Source organism: Pseudomonas sp. RIT-562 (assembly GCF_026241895.1).
Lineage (GTDB): Bacteria > Pseudomonadota > Gammaproteobacteria > Pseudomonadales > Pseudomonadaceae > Aquipseudomonas > Aquipseudomonas mandelii_F.
In genome coordinates, this window is the sequence record NZ_JAPJIV010000024.1 from 29,409 (window position 1) to 43,466 (window position 14,058).

Here is a 14,058-nt window from a genome sequence, read left to right on the forward strand (position 1 = left end):
CTCAGGCCTCCATCAACAGGCAGGCGTGGGGCGGCAGATTGACGGCGACCCGATCACCTACGGCCCGTGCGCGGTTCAGGCCTTCGTTGTTCTCACGCAGCATGACCTGGATTTCATTGTTCAGGCGGCACTGATAAAGCGTCGCAGTGCCCACGTACAGCACCGCTTCGATGACTCCACGAAGGTGGTGCGGTTGAGCCGGGTCGACCAGTTGCGAGCGTTCCGGACGAAATGCCAGCTGCACTTTTGCGCTGTCCAGGCCCTGGGCTTGGCAGGGGATTTCTACCGGCATGCCGTTGGGCACGAAGAGATTTTCGTTGTGCTGGCCACGCTTGAGGTGGCCGGGAAGGAAGTTGATGTCACCGATGAACTGGGCGACGAACTGGTGTTGGGGACGCTCGTAGATGTCATTGGGGGAGCCGATCTGCAGGATCTTGCCCGCAGACATCACGGCAATACGATCGGACAGGGTCAGGGCTTCTTCCTGATCGTGGGTCACGAAAATAAAGGTAATGCCGGCTTCTTTCTGCACTCGCTTGAGTTCGACCTGCATTTCCTTGCGCAACTTGAGGTCGAGGGCCGACAGCGGTTCATCCAGCAACAGCACCTTGGGTTTGGGCGCCAGAGCCCGGGCCAGTGCCACGCGCTGCTGTTGTCCGCCGGATAATTCGGCGGGTTTGCGTTGGGCCAGGTGCTGCATTTGCACCAGCGCGAGCATTTCTTCGACCCGCCTGGCAGTCTGCTTACGATCAAGACCCTGCATCTCGAGGCCGAAGGCGATATTCTGCGCGACAGTCATGTGGGGAAACAGCGCGTAGCTCTGAAACACCGTGTTGACTCGGCGCTTGAAGGGCGGCAGGTCATTGACCGGTTCACCCGCCAGGCGGATCTCGCCGGCGCTGACGTGCTCGAACCCGGCAATGGTGCGCAGCAGGGTGGTTTTGCCGCAGCCGGAGGGACCGAGCAGGGTGAAGAATTCGTTGTCGGCGATGTCGACCGAGACATTTTCCAGCGCCGGAGCCAACCCCGGATCGTCAGAGTACCGCTTGGAAACGTTACGCACTTCGATAGCTATTGGTTGACCCATAATGGTGCAATCCTCTAATTATTGTATGCAATATCTGGATGCAATCTACAAATAACCGGATTAATCTGCCCGTGCAACCCCCTTTTTTCGTTGGCCAGTCATTGCCAGGGGAAAGTTGTCCGGCACTGAGGAGTATTCAGATGAGCGAAAAGAAACTCGAGACAACCGTGGATCGCGTCTACCAAGGGGTTTACGAGGCGATCAGCAAGCGTTCGCTGCGTCCGGGGATGAAGCTTGGCGAGGCCTCTCTGGCCGAGCTTTTTAATGTCAGCCGCACGTCGGTGCGGGCCGCGCTCAAGCAACTGGAAGCGGACGGCCTTGTGACAACCGAGCCCAATAAGGGGGCATCGGTGTCACTGCCCAGCGATGAAGAGATTCGTTCGCTGTTCGAAACCCGACGCTTGATGGAGATCGGCATCGTCAGCGAACTGTGCCGCCGGCGTGATTCGGCTGTGGCCCAGGACCTTCGCGAGCACTTGCTACTGGAGGATGAAGCGCACCGCAACGGCGACCATGAGCGCCTGATTCATCTGCTCGGCGAGTTCCACATCAAGCTGGCGCGCAGCCTGAATAACCCGGTGTTGCTCGACTGGTTCCAGAAACTGATATCCCGGGCCTCGCTGTACGCGGCGGCGCTGGATGACGACAGCCACGAGGCCTGCCGTGATGACGAACACCTGCGGCTGATCGAGTACATCGAGGCGGGCAACCAGAGCGCGGCGATCGAATTGACCTGCATGCACCTCAATGGCATCGAAAAGGCCATCCTCGACGTCGCCGCCACGCTGAAAACTGGCTACCATCCGCTTAAGCATCTGATTGAAGTGTGAGGGTGCAGGTAGGACCTGCCGCCCGCTGCGATCCTTCGATCTTGTGCACAATGAAACCATTGGCGCCGCGCATGCTCGAAGCAAACAGGTGTCATTTCAGGGACTAAAGAGTCAGTCGATGCAGTTTCTAGACGCAAGCCACGGGTGTGCCGGCTGGGACGGTGAGATGGCCGGGCGCATTCGTGCGTTCGACTGGAGCCTGACCGAGCTTGGGCCGATCCAGGACTGGCCGAAAAGCCTGTGCAGCACCGTGCAATTGATGCTGGCGTCGCCCTTGCCAATGGTCATGCTCTGGGGGGGCGCCGGGTTCATGGTCTACAACGACGCCTACTCGGAATTCGCCGGCGGACGCCATCCCTACCTGCTGGGCTCGCCGGTGGAGCTGGGCTGGCCGGAGGTTGCCGAATTCAACCGGCATGTGGTGGATACCTGCCTGGGCGGCGGTACATTGTCCTATCACAACAAAGAGCTGGTGCTGTTGCGCAATGGTGTTCCCGAAGACGTCTGGCTCGACCTCTATTACAGCCCGGTCGCCGATGACGAGGGGCGACCGGCAGGCGTTATGGCGATGGTGGTCGACACCACCGACCATGTCATTTCCGAGCGCCGACGCCGGGCGGCCGAGGATGCCTATCGTGCCGATAACGAACGGGTACGCCTGGCACTGAATGCCGGGGCGTTGCTGGGCTCATTTGTCTGGGACTTGAAAGCCGACATCCTTTCCGGCGATGAGCGATTCGCCCGCACCTTCTCTTTTCCGCCAGGTTCCGACCTGGCCAACTTGCCCAGTGCTGTCGCCGAATCGCGGATTCACCCCGACGATGTGAATTGGGTCCGTGAGCTGGTGGAGCAGGCGCAGAAAACCGGTGAACCGTTCAATGCCGAGTACCGGGTACTACGCCCCGACGGCAATTATCTGTGGGTGCTGGCGAGCGGTTGCTGCGAATTTGATGAGTTGGGTGAGCCGTTGCGTTTCCCTGGCGTGTTGATCGACATCCATGTGCGCAAGACCGCTGAAGAATCGCTGCTGAAGTTCACCCGCAACCTGGAGCAACGGGTTGCCGAGGAAGTTGGCGCACGACTGCAGGCCGAGGAGCAACTGCGCCAGTCGCAGAAGCTGGAAGCCATCGGCGGCCTCACTGGCGGTGTCGCCCACGACTTCAATAACTTGCTGCAGGTGATCGCCGGCAACCTGCACTTGCTGGCGCGGCACGAACCGGACAATGCCAACGTGCAGCGGCGGGTCAAGGCCTCGATTGCGGCGGTCGAGCGCGGCGCCAAGCTGTCCTCGCAATTGCTCGCGTTCGCCCGACGCCAGCCTTTGTCACCGGCGGTCTATAACCCTCGGCAAATCTTCGAAGGCCTGGGCGAGTTGCTGCAGCGAGCTCTGGGCGAAACCCTGCAGATCGATGTGCGGGTTCCGCAAGAGTCCTGGCATATCAACGTCGACCGCAACCAATTGGAAAACGCCATCCTCAATCTGGCGATCAATGCCCGGGACGCCATGAAGGGCGAGGGCACTGTGGTGCTGAGCGCCGACAACGTTGCCCTGGACCGCCAGTTCTGTGCCGGCAAGGGCATTGTTGCCGGCGATTATGTGCGGGTGGCGGTGGTCGACAGCGGGGTTGGCATGTCGCCGCAGGTTCTCGCGCAGGCGTTTGAACCGTTTTTCACCACCAAGGCCGATGGCCAGGGCACCGGGTTGGGCCTGAGCATGGTGTTCGGCTTTGTCAAACAGAGCGGCGGGCATATCGAGATGTCCAGCGTCGAAGGCCAGGGCACCCGGGTCCAGCTGTATTTTCCGCGCTGCCTGCGTGCGTTGCCTGTCGAGACCGCCGTGCCGGACGCACAGCACCCCGGCGGGCATGAAACTGTGCTGGTGGTCGAGGATAACGACGCGGTGCGCGCCGCTGCCGTTGAGCTGCTGCACGAGGAAGGCTACCAGGTGCTAACTGCTGCCAACGGTGACATTGCCATGCAGATGCTGCTGGAGGGCGTGGCGGTGGATCTGATTTTCACTGACGTGGTCATGCCCGGGCTGATCAAGAGCTCGGACCTGGCCGCCTGGGCCAAGGTGCAGAAACCACCGGTGGCGGTGCTGTTCACCTCGGGCCATACCCGCGACATCATTTCGCGCAATCACCAGCTCAGTCCCGATACGTATTTGCTGAGCAAACCTTATGGGCCAGAGGCGCTGACGCGCATGGTCCGCGATGTGCTCAGCGGTTGAAGTGAATTATTGGGTGTCGCACGGTACCAATGTAGGAGCTGCCGAAGGCTGCGATTGGGGAAGATCAAAAGATCGCAGCCTTCGGCAGCTCGTACAGGTGATCTTGGTGACCCTGAGATCAAGTGACCTCATTTCAATCAAGGCAGCCTATGACTTCTAATCCAACCTCCGGCATGGTCAGGGTGCGCGGTGCCCGGGAACACAATCTCAAGAACGTCGATGTCGATATTCCCCGGGATGCCCTGGTGGTGTTCACCGGAGTGTCCGGTTCGGGCAAGTCGTCGCTGGCGTTTTCCACGCTGTACGCCGAAGCACAACGGCGCTATTTCGAGTCCGTGGCGCCCTATGCGCGGCGCCTGATCGATCAGGTCGGGGTGCCCGACGTCGACTCCATCGATGGCTTGCCGCCCGCCGTGGCCTTGCAGCAACAGCGCGGCACACCGAGTACGCGCTCGTCGGTGGGCAGTGTGACCACCTTGTCGAGCCTGATCCGCATGCTTTACTCCCGGGCCGGCAGCTATCCGCCGGGGCAACCGATGCTGTACGCCGAGGATTTCTCGCCGAACACGCCCCAGGGCGCCTGCCCGGAATGTCATGGCCTGGGTCGGGTCTATGAAGTGAGCGAAGCGCTGATGGTTCCGGACCCGAGCCTGACCATCCGCCAACGTGCGATCGCTTCCTGGCCCCTGGCCTGGCAGGGGCAGAACCTGCGCGACATCCTGGTCACCCTCGGCTACGACGTCGACAAGCCCTGGCGCGAGCTGCCGAAAAAACAGCGCGAGTGGATCCTCTTCACCGAGGAAACGCCGACCGTACCGGTGTATGCCGGGCTCACTCCGCAAGAAACCAAAGTCGCGCTCAAGCGCAAGATGGAACCGAGTTACCAGGGCACGTTCACCGGCGCCAGGCGCTACATCCTGCACACCTTCAGCCACTCCCAGAGCGCGCTGATGAAGAAGCGCGTTTCGCAGTTCATGCTCGGCAGTCCATGCCCGGTCTGCGACGGCAAGCGGCTCAAGCGCGAAGCGTTGTCGGTGAAATTTGCCGGTTATGACATCGGCGAATTGTCGCGGATGCCCTTGCTGCAGTTTGCCGAGGTGCTGAAGCCGGTGGCGGCGCAAAGTTACCTGGAAGAGGCCGGGGAGGCGGGAGAAGTCTTCACCCCGCAGCAGACCCTGCAAGCCCGCGCCGAGCGAGTGGCTCATGGCGCCAGCGCGCATGCCAACGCCCCGGATGTGCGGCACACGCCTAACCTGTCGGTGGAAAAACGCCTGGCGGCGCAGCGCATTGCCCAGGATCTGCTGGAGCGGGTCAGCACCCTCACAGACCTGGGCCTGGGCTACCTGGCACTTGAGCGCAGCACACCGACCCTGTCGTCCGGCGAACTGCAACGCCTGCGCCTGGCGACCCAGTTGGGCTCGCAGCTGTTCGGCGTGATTTACGTACTCGACGAACCCTCGGCGGGGTTGCACCCGGCGGACGGCGAAGCGCTGTTTGAAGCCCTGCAACGGCTGAAGGCTGCGGGCAATACCTTGTTTGTGGTCGAGCACGACCTGGAGACCATGCGCCGTGCCGACTGGCTGATCGACGTCGGCCCGGCGGCCGGCGAACATGGCGGGCGCATCCTGTACAGCGGGCCACCGGCTGGATTGGCTGAGGTCAAGGAATCGCAAACCCGCGAGTATTTGTTCGCCGAGCAGGCGAGTCAGGCGCGAACCAGCCGCAAGCCAACCGACTGGCTGCGCCTGGAAGGCATCACCCGCAATAACCTGGATAACCTCAGTGTGGAGTTTCCGCTGGGGTGTTTCACTTCGGTCACCGGCGTTTCAGGCTCGGGTAAATCGAGCCTGGTCAGCCAAGCATTGCTGGAACTGGTGGGAGCGCACCTGGGGCGTCCGGCCGCAGATGTCGAAGCCGAGGAACCGAGCCTGGAGGACGATGCGCCACAGGTCAGTGGTGGCCAGGTGAGCGCAGGGTTGGAATCGATCAAGCGCCTGGTGCAGGTCGACCAAAAACCCATCGGCCGTACCCCCCGTTCGAACCTGGCGACCTACACTGGGCTGTTCGACAGCGTGCGCAAGTTGTATGCGGCCACCGCCGAGGCGCGGGCGCAAGGCTATGATGCCGGGCAGTTTTCCTTCAACGTCGCCAAGGGCCGCTGCCCGACCTGCGAAGGTGAAGGATTTGTCAGCGTCGAGTTGCTGTTCATGCCCAGCGTGTATGCGCCATGTCCGACCTGCCACGGTGCGCGCTACAACCCCCAGACGCTGGCGATCACCTGGCAAGGCCTGAACATCGCCCAGGTGTTGCAGCTGACGGTGGATGAAGCCGTGACGGTGTTTGCCGAACAGGCGGGGATCCGCCGTTCCCTGGAAGTGTTGCGGGACATCGGCCTGGGGTATCTGCGCCTCGGTCAGCCAGCCACCGAGTTGTCGGGCGGCGAAGCCCAGCGCATCAAACTGGCCACCGAACTGCAACGCAACCAGCGCGGCGCCACCCTGTATGTACTCGATGAACCGACTACCGGGTTGCACCCGCGGGATGTCGATCGGCTGATGGAGCAGCTCAATACCCTGGTGGCGGCGGGGCATACGGTGATTGTGGTCGAGCACGAGATGCGCGTGGTGGCGCAGAGTGACTGGGTGATCGACATAGGGCCTGGGGCAGGTGATCAGGGCGGGCAGATTGTGGTGGCGGGGACGCCGCTGAAGGTGGCGAAAAGCAGGAAGAGCAAGACAGCCCCTTTCCTGGCCAGAACGCTCAACCTGTAGGAGCTCGGCTTGCCGGCGATGGCGGTCTCAGGTGCGCCATCGCTGGCAAGCCAGGCTCCTACGGGGATTGGGGTGTGCGCGGGATTGGTGTTCGACGTTGATCTGTAGGAGCCCGGCTTGCCGGCGATGGCGGTCTCAGGTGCGCCATCGCTGGCAAGCCAGGCTCCTACAGATCCTTGCTCTCAAACCCCATCAAGCGTTCGCCGAACCTTGTCCAGCAGCTCATTGATCTGGAACGGCTTGACCAGCATTTCCATACGATCGCCAAGAAACACCTGGCGGTTGATCGCATTTTCCGTGTAGCCGGTCATGAACAGGATGGGCAACTGTGGGCGCCAGCCACGTGCGACGTCCGCCAGCTCGCGGCCGGTCATGCGCGGCAGGCCGACGTCGGTCAGCAGCAGCTGGATCGACGAGTCGCCCTGCAGTTGCTCAAGGGCACTTTCAATGTCGCCGACCTGGGTACAGCGGTATCCGGCGTCCATCAGCACCTCGGCGACGAACATGCGCACCGAAGGCATGTCCTCGACGATCAGCACATGCTCGCCATCCCCCTGGGCCTCAGCCGTGGGTTGAATCTTCTCAGTGGTCGTCGGATCGGAAGTGGCGGGCAGCATGATGGTGACTTCGGTGCCGCGGCGCGCCACGCTGCGGATGTGCGCGTCGCCGCCGGACTGGCGGGCGAAGCCGTAAATGGTCGACAGGCCTAGCCCGGTGCCCTGACCCAAGGGTTTGGTGGTGAAAAACGGGTCGAAGACCTTGTCGATGACGCTATGGTCGATACCCGTCCCATCGTCGCGCACGGCGAGGGCGACATATGCACCGTCCGCCAGGTTGGGATCGCCATGGGAAAAGGCGGCATAGGTGCTGACCCAGATATTGCCGCCCTGGGGCAGCGCATCCCGTGCATTGATCACCAAGTTGAGCACGGCACTTTCCAGCTGGACCGGGTCGACCAGGGCGATCGCTGCCTTGGAAGTCAGTTCAAGCTTCAGGGCAATACGCTCGCCGATGGTGCGCACCAGTAACTCTTCCAGTGAGCGCACCTGGGCATTGATATCGACGGGCCGGGTGTCGAGCGGCTGCTGGCGGGCAAACGCCAGCAGGCGATGAGTCAGCGAAGCGGCACTCATGGCAGAGCTCAACGCCGCTTCGGTGTAGAACTGGACCTTGTCGGTGCGTGACGCCGCGATGCGTTTCTGGATCAGTTCCAGGCTGGTGATGATGCCGGTCAGCAGGTTGTTGAAGTCATGGGCGATACCGCCGGTGAGCTTGCCCAGCGCATCCATCTTCTGCACTTGCAGCAACTGCGCCTCGGTGCGCGCGCGTTGAGCGACTTCGTTGGCCAGCTGGGTCGTGGCGTCATCCAGGCGTGCCAGGTGCGAGCGCTCGCGATGACGATGCTCGGTGACGTCCTCGACGAACACCAGGCTGAGTTCAGGGGTGCGATAGGGTGACAGCTGCCATTCGGTCTCGCGGATTTCGCCGTGCACGCGCATGTTCAGCGTGCCTTTCCAGCGCTCGCCATACGCCAGGCGCAGGCGCAGTTCATCGATGACGGCGCCCTGGTCCGGGGCAAAACACTCGCGCAGGGATTCCGGATCGAGGTTGTCCTGCACCAGTTGGGCAAACGCGTGGTTGCATTCATGCACCTTGAGCTGCGCGTCCAGCACTGCGATAGGCGCGGAGACGTTGACGAAAATTTCGCGAAAACGCGCCTCGCTTTCCCGCAGGGCGTTTTCTGTTTCACGCACCCGCAGCAGGGTGCGCAGAGTCGCCAGCAGCACATCCGGGTCGACCGGGTGAATCAGGTAGGCATCCGCGCCTGCGTTCAGGCCGGTGATGATATCGCCGGTCTGGATCGACGCCGCCGACACATGAATCACCGGGAGCAGGGCGGTAGCCGGTTCGCAGCGCAGCTTGCGCACGATGTCAAAACCGCTCATGTCCGGCAGGTTGACGTCGAGAATCAACGCGTCGAGCGCAACACTGTCGATCAGCTCGAGCCCCTCGCCACCGGTGCCAGCCTCCAGCACCTCATAGCCGTGGCGCTCCAGGCGCCGGCGCAAGGCATAACGCGTGGCGACGTTGTCATCAACGATCAGCAGGCGGATGTCACGTTTCATCGGCGGGCTCCATGGCAATGGCCAGCGGGATGATCACGAAAAAAGTCGAGCCCAGGCCCGGCTTGCTCTCCAGGCCGACTTCGCCACCCAGCAGCTCGGCAAAACGTTTGCACAGGGACAATCCGAGCCCGGTGCCACGCAAACGCTTCTGCAGCGGCGAGTCGACTTGGGAAAAGTCCTCGAACAATGCGCCATGTAGCTCCGGGGCGATACCTATTCCTGTGTCGCTGACGGCAAAACGTACGTGAGTCTCGTTGTGCAGCCTTGCCGAAACCCGCACTTCGCCGCGGGTAGTGAACTTCAGCGAGTTGGAAATGAAGTTGCGCAGGATCTGCGCGAGCTTCTTGTCATCGGTGAACAGCTTGGGCAGGCCCACCGGTTCTTCGAAGATCAGGTCCACGGCACTGGCATCGACAATCGGCCGGAACATCCCGCGCAAGGCAGCGAACAGGTCGAACATGTCGAACCAGGCAGGGGAAATATTGATGCGCCCGGCTTCGATCTTTGCCAGGTCGAGCAGGTCGTCGACCATGTCGCTGAGCTCGCGTGCAGCGTTGCTGACGAACGCCACTTGTTTGTGCTGTTCGACACTCAGGGGGCCGTCGAGCTCATCGGTCAACAGCCCGGTGATGCTCAGGATCGAGCCCAGGGGCGTGCGAAACTCGTGGCTCATGTACGACAGGAAGCGACTCTTGAGGTCCGACGCCTGGCGCAACTGATCAGCCTGGGTATCGAGTTCGGCGTACAGCGCCAGGACGCCCTGGTTGGTTTCGTCGAGCTCCTCGCGCAGGGCGTTGGCCTCGGCCTGCAGCTGTGCGACCAGGGCCGCCTGCTCGTCGTGATGGGTGGGTGCATCAGCCATGATGGGTCTCCAGCGCAATGACCACTACCGTGACGTCGTCGCGTCCGCGGCAAAAATCGCGGTGCAAGATGGCGGCAATCACGGCGGGATGGCGGTGCACCAGGCCGGGGTAATCTTGCAGGTTCCAACGGGACTGCAGGCCGTCGCTGTACATGATCAATAGTTGTCCGTTCACTTGAGCATAGTCAAAGGGTTGCGCCTTTCGATATTGCCCCCCGACGATGCCGGGGTGTGACGCCAGGCCGCGTGATTTTCCGGGGGCGATCAGGCAGGCGCCGATGTTGCCGATGCCGACGAATTTCAACGCGTCGGCGTCGCCATCGTAATGCGCGATGGCCAGGGCTCCGCCGCGGGTGCCGATCATGTCGCGATGAATGTCTTCCAGAAGCATGACCGGGGTGGTGAATGGCGCCAGGGCGAAGGTCTTCTCACCCGCACGTGCGGCCCGTTCGGCGTCCTCGCCATGGCCCAGGCCATCGATGACCAGGGCGCTGATGCGCGGGCCGTCAAAGGCCAGGTGCCAGACATCGCCACAGGCCGGATCGTTGCGCAGGGAGTGCTGGCTGACACCGAAGCGCTGGTCCGCAGCCTTGTCGCCCCTGGGATAGAGGCGGGCGAGCAGCACGGCGCCCCGTGAGTCGGCATGCACGTCGAACACTTCGGTCTGGCGTGACACCGCACCCAGGCCGATGCCCTGGGTGCCGCCCGTAGAAAATCCATCGGCCATGCAGGCTTCGAGGTCAAAGCCCTTGGCCCGATCGATGGCGAGCATTTCGATCCCGGCACCTGCCGCGCGTGGCAGTACCCGCAGGTGCAGCTCGCCGCTGGCGGCATGCTTGAGGATATTACTGGCAAGCTCGGTGGCGACCAGCGCGACGCGCCCGGCATCAACGGCGTCGAAGCCGTTGTGCTCGGCAAGTTTCTGCGCGGTACGCCGGGCGTGCCCGATCTGGCTGTTGTCTTCGATGGCTAAAACCTGCGTCATCGAACCGCTGATATTCATACCCATCGCGTGATCGTTATGCGAGTGCCCTTGCCGGGCGCCGTATCGAGTTCGAACTCTTCCACCAGGCGTTTGGCACCGGTCAGGCCCAGGCCGAGACCGCCGCCGGAGGTCCAGCCATCGGTCATCGCCAGCTTGATGTCGGGGATGCCCGGGCCTTCATCGCGGAACACCAGGCGCAAGCCGGTGCGGGCGTTGTCGTCGAGTATTTGCCAATCCATGTCGCCACCACCGCCATACACCATGGTGTTGCGCGCCAGCTCACTGACCGCTGTCACCATCTTGGTCAGGTCGATCAGGCGCATGCCGCATTCAGTGGCCAGCTTGCGCGCAGTCTGGCGCGCCAGGACCACGTCCTGCTCAATCTGAATGGGCTGGCTGCCACTGCTGCGCACGTTCATTGCTCACGTACTCGATCCTGCAGCAATTTCATCCCGCGCTCGACGTTCAGGGCCGTGCTCACACCCGGCAGGGTCATGCCGAGCTCGACCAGGGTGATCGCCACCGCCGGCTGCATGCCCACCAGCACGGTCTGCGCATCCATGATCCGCGACAGGCCGGAGATGGTGCCAATCATGCGGCCGATAAACGAGTCGACCATGTCCAGCGCCGAAATGTCGATCAGCACCCCGCGAGCGGAAGTCCGGTTGATGCGCTCGGACAGATCGTCCTGGAGCGTCAGGGCCAACTGGTCATGCATGTCGACCTGGATGGTCACCAGAAGGAAGTCGCCCATCTGCAGAATTGGAATGCGTTCCATCGGCTTAACCCGCCTTGTTGACAGACAACCCCAGGCGGGTCAGGGCCAGTTTCAGCGCGTCGGCCAGGTTGGCCTTGGTGACGACGCCTTGCAGGTCCAGCCCCAGGTGCACGATGGTCTGGGCGATCTGCGGACGCACGCCACTGATGATGCAATCGGCGCCCATCAGGCGAATCGCCGTGACGGTCTTGAGCAGATGTTGGGCCACCAGGGTATCGACCGTTGGCACGCCGGTGATGTCGATGATGGCGATTTCCGAGCCGGTGTCGACGATGCGCTGCAGCAAAGATTCCATCACCACCTGGGTGCGTTGCGAATCCAGGGTGCCAATCATTGGCAGGGCCAGTACGCCATCCCAGAGCTTGACCACCGGCGTCGACAGTTCCAGCAATTCTTCCTGCTGACGCTTGATCACCGCTTCGCGGGACTTCTGAAAAGTGCGGATGGTATGCATGCCCAGGGAGTCGAGCAGCTCGGAGACTTCCCACAGCTGTTCGGCCAGCAGCGCCGGGTTGTCCTGGTAATGATTTTGCAGCATCGCAAACAGCGGGCCCTTGAGCGAGAAGATGAAGCTGGCCGTCTGATGGGAGTCCTGGCCGAGCAGGGCACGGCTGTGAGACAGCTTCTCGAGGAACAGGCGGATTTCGTCCCAACCGGGTGCCGCGACGTTCTGGCCATTGCCTTTTTCCAGGCCGGCGACGATCAACTGCAGCAATTCCGCAGTCTGTTGCTTGAGGTCCTGTTCCTTCACGTTGCGTGAGGCGCCGTTGGTTTCCAGGCGTTGGGTCCAGTCAGCCAACAGTTGATTGTGGTTGGTCTTCATTGCTTCGAGTGTGCTGGTCTGCAGTGCCGCCATGTGCCTGAACTCCTTGAAATTGTTGGCCGATTACGAAAATTTTGGATCGGCGCAAAGCAGTGACATTTGCCGTTCGAAATAGTTGTCCTGCTGCGCAGTTATTTATCATCTCACACAGCGTAGGTGATCATCGATTGAACGTTGTGGCAGGCGCGGATTCGAATCTACAAGGCGACTGTTTCAGCCTGCCGTGTACTGATTAACGAGGTACCTATGAAAGACGACTCGATGACGCAGCAGCAGGATCAAGCGGTGGACCGCAATGATCCGGCGATAGACCCACAGACTCCCGGCGACGGCGCTGCTTCGCAACAGCCGACCAGCGCACCGACCAGCGCACCGGACAGCGCCGACTCGGCGGTGGATCAAAAAAACCAGCACGACGATAACGACAACGAATTCAGCCCGGGCTTCAAACCGCAGCCTGACCGAGCCCAGCCAGGCGATGACACCGATGGTGATATCGACACCGATGGCGGCTAGGCGCTGACCGCACACAAAGAGGCCGCATCCTGGGATGCGGCCTTTTTTTGTCCAACAGCTTATTTGCTCGGGTGAGCGGCTTGCAGCTTCTTGGCTTCAGCCAGATGTTTTTCCAGCGCGGGCAGCATTTTTTGCGCGAAGGCCTTCAGCTCGGTGGCGCCTTTGACTTTGTCGTCAGTCACGGTGTTGGCTTGCTTCTTGAACAGCTCGATCGTTTCTTCGTGAGCCTTCACCTGATTGTTGGCGTAGGCGGCATCGAAGGATTCATCGCGCACTTCAAGAATCTTTTCCTTGGCTTGCTTCACCAGCGTCGTAGTGTCCGGTACTTCGATATCGTTTTTCTGTGCCAGCGCCGCCAATTCATCGTTGGCTTTGGAATGGTCGGTGATCATCATATTGGCAAAAGCCTTGATGTCAGCCGACGAGCTTTTCTCCAGGGCCAGGCGGCTGGTTTCGATTTCGGCAATCCCGCCTGCAGCGGCATTGTCGACGAAGTCATTGTCGGTCGCGGCAAACGCCGAGCCCATGCCAGCGCTCAACGCTACGGCCAGTGCCAGGTTACGCAGGGTGAATCCGTCCATTGATCATTCTCCACACAGGTTTTTATGAGCGATCCGTTGATCGTTAATGAATGGAGGTCGACGAATGGCTAAAGGTTTTATCGCGTTTGAGCCAGGACGACGAACGGACATGCCCGGTATCGACAGAACCGGTCAACCGAGGCCATTCTGGTAGTTGGTGAACGCAATTGATCGCGTTTACTGCCGATCAACGAAACGGAGGTGTTCCATGCCGGTGACCCACGATCTGTATCAGGACCTGAAACTGACCAAGGAAGAGATCCAGCAAAAACGCACCAAGGATCCATTACTGGATTCACTGATCAACAAGTATTCACAAGCCGATGCCGACGTGGTGAAGGCCGAGACCGCCCAGTCGGACGCGCCCAGCGATGATGCGCTGAAGAAGCTCAAGGAGAAGCGTTTGCAGGTCAAGGACAAGATCGTCAAGCAACTTCAGGCACCTTAAGAACCCTAACCTGCAGGAGCC

13 protein-coding genes are annotated in these 14,058 nt (G+C 61.3%); 5 read left to right on the top strand and 8 right to left on the bottom strand.

Going from position 1 to position 14,058, the window contains the following annotated elements:
* Position 1: 1 nt before the first annotated feature.
* Positions 2 to 1,087: an ABC transporter ATP-binding protein gene (locus ORL50_RS23895; protein ID WP_266018591.1), complete on the bottom strand. Its 1,086-nt coding sequence runs from the start codon at positions 1,085 to 1,087 to the stop codon at positions 2 to 4.
* A gap of 140 nt (positions 1,088 to 1,227) precedes the next feature.
* Here ORL50_RS23895 and ORL50_RS23900 point away from each other — a divergent pair, with 140 nt between their 5' ends.
* From ORL50_RS23900 to ORL50_RS23910, 3 genes are all read left to right on the top strand, one after another.
* Positions 1,228 to 1,917: a GntR family transcriptional regulator gene (locus tag ORL50_RS23900; RefSeq protein ID WP_266018593.1), complete on the top strand. Its 690-nt coding sequence runs from the start codon at positions 1,228 to 1,230 to the stop codon at positions 1,915 to 1,917.
* A 118-nt stretch (positions 1,918 to 2,035) separates the two neighbouring features.
* Entirely contained in the window at positions 2,036 to 4,147 is a 2,112-nt protein-coding gene (locus tag ORL50_RS23905; protein WP_266018595.1) for a hybrid sensor histidine kinase/response regulator, read from the top strand.
* Between the two features lie 149 nt (positions 4,148 to 4,296).
* Positions 4,297 to 6,918 carry an excinuclease ABC subunit UvrA gene (locus ORL50_RS23910; protein ID WP_266018597.1) on the top strand — a complete coding sequence of 874 codons (2,622 nt, stop codon included), beginning with the start codon at positions 4,297 to 4,299 and terminating at the stop codon, positions 6,916 to 6,918.
* Positions 6,919 to 7,100: 182 nt separating this feature from the next.
* Here the strand turns inward: ORL50_RS23910 and ORL50_RS23915 are convergent, their stop codons facing one another.
* Genes ORL50_RS23915 through ORL50_RS23940 form a run of 6 tightly spaced genes read right to left on the bottom strand, consistent with a single transcriptional unit; the run spans position 7,101 to position 12,525 of the window.
* Positions 7,101 to 9,044: a response regulator gene (locus tag ORL50_RS23915; protein WP_266018599.1), complete on the bottom strand. Its 1,944-nt coding sequence runs from the start codon at positions 9,042 to 9,044 to the stop codon at positions 7,101 to 7,103.
* Positions 9,034 to 9,906, bottom strand: coding sequence for a sensor histidine kinase (locus tag ORL50_RS23920; RefSeq protein ID WP_266018601.1), 873 nt, complete (start codon positions 9,904 to 9,906; stop codon positions 9,034 to 9,036). The genes ORL50_RS23915 and ORL50_RS23920 overlap by 11 nt, the downstream gene beginning before the upstream one ends.
* Positions 9,899 to 10,909: an ATP-binding protein gene (locus ORL50_RS23925; protein WP_266018678.1), complete on the bottom strand. Its 1,011-nt coding sequence runs from the start codon at positions 10,907 to 10,909 to the stop codon at positions 9,899 to 9,901. Before ORL50_RS23925 ends, ORL50_RS23920 begins: the two co-directional genes overlap by 8 nt.
* Complete coding sequence (locus tag ORL50_RS23930) at positions 10,906 to 11,310, bottom strand: anti-sigma regulatory factor (RefSeq protein WP_266018603.1); 405 nt, start codon at positions 11,308 to 11,310, stop codon at positions 10,906 to 10,908. The genes ORL50_RS23925 and ORL50_RS23930 overlap by 4 nt, the downstream gene beginning before the upstream one ends.
* Positions 11,307 to 11,669: an STAS domain-containing protein gene (locus tag ORL50_RS23935; RefSeq protein ID WP_262166088.1), complete on the bottom strand. Its 363-nt coding sequence runs from the start codon at positions 11,667 to 11,669 to the stop codon at positions 11,307 to 11,309. The genes ORL50_RS23930 and ORL50_RS23935 overlap by 4 nt, the downstream gene beginning before the upstream one ends.
* Before the next feature lie 4 nt (positions 11,670 to 11,673).
* Entirely contained in the window at positions 11,674 to 12,525 is an 852-nt protein-coding gene (locus ORL50_RS23940; RefSeq protein WP_266018606.1) for an STAS domain-containing protein, read from the bottom strand.
* A gap of 213 nt (positions 12,526 to 12,738) precedes the next feature.
* Here ORL50_RS23940 and ORL50_RS23945 point away from each other — a divergent pair, with 213 nt between their 5' ends.
* Positions 12,739 to 13,008 carry a hypothetical protein gene (locus tag ORL50_RS23945; protein WP_266018607.1) on the top strand — a complete coding sequence of 90 codons (270 nt, stop codon included), beginning with the start codon at positions 12,739 to 12,741 and terminating at the stop codon, positions 13,006 to 13,008.
* Positions 13,009 to 13,067: 59 nt separating this feature from the next.
* On the opposite strand, the gene ORL50_RS23950 is transcribed toward ORL50_RS23945, so the two are convergent.
* A complete protein-coding gene (locus tag ORL50_RS23950) occupies positions 13,068 to 13,589 on the bottom strand; it encodes a DUF4142 domain-containing protein (RefSeq protein ID WP_266018608.1) in 522 nt (173 codons plus the stop codon).
* Between the two features lie 208 nt (positions 13,590 to 13,797).
* Here ORL50_RS23950 and ORL50_RS23955 point away from each other — a divergent pair, with 208 nt between their 5' ends.
* On the top strand, positions 13,798 to 14,037 hold the full coding sequence (locus tag ORL50_RS23955) for a DUF465 domain-containing protein (RefSeq protein ID WP_266018610.1): 240 nt from the start codon (positions 13,798 to 13,800) through the stop codon (positions 14,035 to 14,037).
* The last annotated feature ends 21 nt before the right edge of the window (positions 14,038 to 14,058 follow it).

Bases quoted from the DNA above. Each gene is read 5' to 3' on its own strand.
- ORL50_RS23895 (WP_266018591.1), bottom strand. From the start codon at position 1,087: ATGGGTCAACCAATAGCTATCGAAGTGCGTAACGTTTCCAAGCGGTAC.
- ORL50_RS23900 (WP_266018593.1), top strand. From the start codon at position 1,228: ATGAGCGAAAAGAAACTCGAGACAACCGTGGATCGCGTCTACCAAGGG.
- ORL50_RS23905 (WP_266018595.1), top strand. From the start codon at position 2,036: ATGCAGTTTCTAGACGCAAGCCACGGGTGTGCCGGCTGGGACGGTGAG.
- ORL50_RS23910 (WP_266018597.1), top strand. From the start codon at position 4,297: ATGACTTCTAATCCAACCTCCGGCATGGTCAGGGTGCGCGGTGCCCGG.
- ORL50_RS23915 (WP_266018599.1), bottom strand. From the start codon at position 9,044: ATGAAACGTGACATCCGCCTGCTGATCGTTGATGACAACGTCGCCACG.
- ORL50_RS23920 (WP_266018601.1), bottom strand. From the start codon at position 9,906: ATGGCTGATGCACCCACCCATCACGACGAGCAGGCGGCCCTGGTCGCA.
- ORL50_RS23925 (WP_266018678.1), bottom strand. From the start codon at position 10,909: ATGAATATCAGCGGTTCGATGACGCAGGTTTTAGCCATCGAAGACAAC.
- ORL50_RS23930 (WP_266018603.1), bottom strand. From the start codon at position 11,310: ATGAACGTGCGCAGCAGTGGCAGCCAGCCCATTCAGATTGAGCAGGAC.
- ORL50_RS23935 (WP_262166088.1), bottom strand. From the start codon at position 11,669: ATGGAACGCATTCCAATTCTGCAGATGGGCGACTTCCTTCTGGTGACC.
- ORL50_RS23940 (WP_266018606.1), bottom strand. From the start codon at position 12,525: ATGGCGGCACTGCAGACCAGCACACTCGAAGCAATGAAGACCAACCAC.
- ORL50_RS23945 (WP_266018607.1), top strand. From the start codon at position 12,739: ATGAAAGACGACTCGATGACGCAGCAGCAGGATCAAGCGGTGGACCGC.
- ORL50_RS23950 (WP_266018608.1), bottom strand. From the start codon at position 13,589: ATGGACGGATTCACCCTGCGTAACCTGGCACTGGCCGTAGCGTTGAGC.
- ORL50_RS23955 (WP_266018610.1), top strand. From the start codon at position 13,798: ATGCCGGTGACCCACGATCTGTATCAGGACCTGAAACTGACCAAGGAA.